The following is a 3809-nucleotide window of genomic DNA, read 5'->3' on the forward strand; positions in this document are numbered from 1 at the left end:
TCAGCATACAATATGCCTATTTTTATCCAAAAAATTATTCACATAAGTAGACATAGGTGAATAATTAAAGGTTTTTTCCTGTATTATGCGAAACAAACAACCATCTTAACTCTAGAGCAATAGATACATTATATAGCTGTATTTTCAATACAGTCAGCAAATTGCAATCGTAATGAGTAATTTTTATTATTCACATAATATGCCACAGCATAAAATGGTAATTTGCTTACCGAAACCCCAATAGCGAGAAGTTATGATGGGCAGCAACACAAAAGAGTTTGAAATAAAAGTAGAGCTGGGGCATAAGTCTGCAAAACAAGGTGTCTGGCTATTCGGGAGAAAATCAATTTTCCGATGCATCACATTGTTGTAGCCAAACTTCAATATGAGCGAGAGTTTCTTCAATAGTCTTAATTGCTTGATGAACCAGTTTATCAAATAATCCACTCTCACCCGCTTTCAAATAGCGTTCCACATATTGGCAAGCATATTTCATTCTCGTGGTACCGACATACACTGCACCACCCTTGATTTTATGTGCTATTTTTTCTACTAAGGAGTAATCGTGAGCTGCAAATGCATTTTTCATCGTGTCTAAATCAGCAGTTACTTCCTGATTTATCATCAAAGTAAGCATTTCTATAAGCATCGCTTGATTATTCCCAAAATTTTTAAGCGCTTCATCCGAATCCAGTAAGACAAATTGTTCTAATTGAAATAATTCGTCATCATGATCGGGTAAATCTCGTCTTTTTGGTGCCGTGGATGTGATAGGAGTTTCAGCACGTTTAGCAGGAATAAATGTTTTAAGAATATCCGTTGCATGGGCTTGGGTAAGCGGTTTGGTTAACACTGCATCCATTCCGGCTTCAATGCACCGTTGCTTATTATCATTTCCTGCATGCGCAGTCAGTGCAATAATGGGCGTGTTTCTCATTTTATTAAATTGGTTTCTAATATGATGAGTCACTTCATAGCCATTCATCCCTTCACCAAGACCAATGTCCATGAAAATGAGGTCATACTGATTTTTTTCACACAAGTTTAGGGCATCAAGACCTGTTGAGGCAATATCAACAACACAGGATAATTGGGATAAAAGCGCATGAGCAACTGTTTGTGCAATATGATTGTCTTCAACAACCAGGACATGAATAGTGGCCTCAAAACTCTTAGTTTTTAAATTGGGGAAAGATCGGTTTAATTGATGAGTTAATGGCATCATGAACGATTGCTCTGATTTTAATTCCTCATCCTCATCTATACCTGAGCTATCATTTATCAGGGGTTGTTGAAGTGGAATGAGACAGGTAAAACAGGTACCCTTTTGGAGTTCACTTTCGACATAAATTTCTCCATTCAAATCATCAATAAATTGTTTTACTATATATAGGCCTAAACCGGCACCTTTATAAATTCCCTGGTAGGATGGGGTAAGCCGCTTGAATTGCAAATAAATTTCTTGCTGTTTGTCTTTGGGAATTCCCATGCCCGAATCGGTGACAGTCATTTTAATTACTAATTGATTATTTTCTTTTTTTGCCAAAGTTACCTTGATGGTCACATGACCTACATCGGTAAAGTTAAGCGCATTTCCAATCAGCTCAAGAGCAATTCGATGCACTCTGATTTTGTCTCCAATGACATAGTGGGGTAAGGATTCATCTAAAATTAGTGACAACTTTATATTTTTCCCGCAAGCGTGTGCCAAATATAGGGCGATTACCTGCTCTAAGGTTTGCGTCAGATTAAATTTTCGTTTGAGCATTGGAATTTCACCGGAACTGACCCTAACCGCTTCGAGAACCTCATCCATTAAATTCAAAAGTGCATGACTTGATGCGACTAAATTATCAGCATATTCATTAATACGAGGCTCAGTGAACTCTAATTTTAAAAGTTCAGAAAACCCAATGATTCCTGATAATGGGGTTCGAATATCATGGCGCATGTTGGCAAGAAACTCTGTTTTGGCATGGTTTGCGGCCTCAGCTGCATCTTTTGCTTGCCGTAGGGATTCTTCCAATTGCTTGCGTTCGGTAATTTCAATCGAAATACCCAAAACACCGATGATTTCATTACTTTTGTTTTTTAATGGTGTTTTTTGGGAAATATAAGTGCGTAGTACATTATTAATGTTCGTGTATTCTTCCTGAGATTGGGGTATTCCGGTGCTTATAACCGATTGATTTAAAATATTCATCAAATCAGCTTGCTCTCTCCACGGCATATCAAAATTCGTTTTCCCAACGATTTCATGTCGTGAACTTAACCCTACTGTTTTTGCATGCGCATCATTACAGCCTAAATAGACATTATCCTTATTTAGCCAATAAACATGGCTGGGGACATGGGCAAGAATGTTCTCGTAATAAAATTGCTTTTCTTCTAGCTGTTGAATAGCAATAGCTTGCTGTTCGCATCGAGCTAATAGATTTTGAATCTCGCATTCTTTTTCATCAAGTGTCGCTTGTAATTTTAATAGAGTGTCTGTGGGCATTGAAACATCAATTTTGGATGGAATTGATACAATTATAGACTATAGCTTTCATTTTATTGGATTTTTAAAGAAGTTATCAATAACACAAGGTGCTACTTATTCCTTAGCATAAAGTCAGTTTTTGTGAACCCTGCATCACCAACTCAGAAATATTTAATTCATTATTTGCTCGTAAGTTGTTGTCATCAAAGTGTTCTGTATAGTTCGCTGTGTTATCACAATACATGTGATTGATAAATAATAAGCCAGGATTTTCAAGAGAGCAGCCGTTATCAATAGCATACTGCCTGTTTCGATAAAACTCTTCTTGAGCAGTCAAGACAGTATTAATCCTAATATTTTCAACTTCATCTGAATTATTAAGCGTCAATAGCGCCTCTTCAAACGGAGGAGGTAAATGTTTTAATTCACCAGAATATTGGGGATGTATTGCGAAATTTGCAAGAATTGTATCCAGAATAGATTGCGAAATGAAGCGTGATTTGTATTCGGCCATTGTTTCGGGGATGTCTTTATAGTCAATCACACCCTCTATCATAACGCAGGGTTTATCATCTTGAAAATTGGAACACAATTCAAAGTCATTGTTACTGGCATTCGGTTTAAAACATAATACCGTAGTATCTAAAGGGGTGAGATTAAAATAACGCGTTATTTTAATTAATAAAATAGTGTTTTTCTCCAGTGCACGAAGAAAAAGAACTTTAGCGGTGAAGAACTGAGGAATAAAACTTCGTTCATGGGCATCTTTTTTAATATGCAGTAAAAGAGACATATCATTATTCTTTAACAATTTGGCCTGGGAAATAACGTACTCACAAGACATTGCGGATAATGATTTTTGAGTATGGTGCACCAGGTATTGTGCTCTATTATAGGCAAACCCCCAATTACGAACAGCCTCATAGCTGGTTCGCTCTTTTAAAGTCAAGCCTGAGGTGTGCAACTGTTCCTTGGTTAATGTAAGAAGATAAGAGTCGATAAGGTATTTTAATTGCTCGGCGAATTCATTAGGAATAAAAAAAATCAGCCCATGTTCGATAAGAAAATTCTTAACGCTCTTTTTTGTATCTTCGGTTGTAAGCGTGAGCGCATCAATTGTATTAATAATATACTTGATTTCAGCAATAATAGTGATTAGGGTTGTATGAAAATGTTCGTTATTCGTAAGTTGCGCTATATCAAGCAAGGCAAAAGCTCGGATGTGACAAGCATTTTCACCCACTAGCGCATCATGTGCTATATAATTACCATTTAAATAATTAATAAAAGCTTCTTGCCAATAAATAAAAATACAAATTAGTGCTTC

Annotated in this window: 2 protein-coding genes; both read right to left on the reverse strand. The window is 36.5% G+C overall.

Going from position 1 to position 3809, the window contains the following annotated elements; genetic code table 11:
• Window positions 1–343 precede the first annotated feature (343 nt).
• Complete coding sequence (locus tag Q0495_RS05980; RefSeq protein ID WP_298624103.1) at window positions 344–2500, reverse strand: response regulator; 2157 nt, start codon at window positions 2498–2500, stop codon at window positions 344–346.
• A 103-nt stretch (window positions 2501–2603) separates the two neighbouring features.
• A partial coding sequence (locus tag Q0495_RS05985; protein ID WP_298624105.1) for a hypothetical protein occupies window positions 2604–3809 on the reverse strand: 1206 nt, incomplete at its 5' end.

It is taken from the genome of uncultured Legionella sp., from assembly GCF_937871865.1.
GTDB lineage: Bacteria > Pseudomonadota > Gammaproteobacteria > Legionellales > Legionellaceae > Legionella.

What these genes read in the sequence shown, in the direction of transcription:
- Q0495_RS05980 (WP_298624103.1), bottom strand. Translation starts at nt 2,500, where the DNA reads ATGCCCACAGACACTCTATTAAAATTACAAGCGACACTTGATGAAAAA.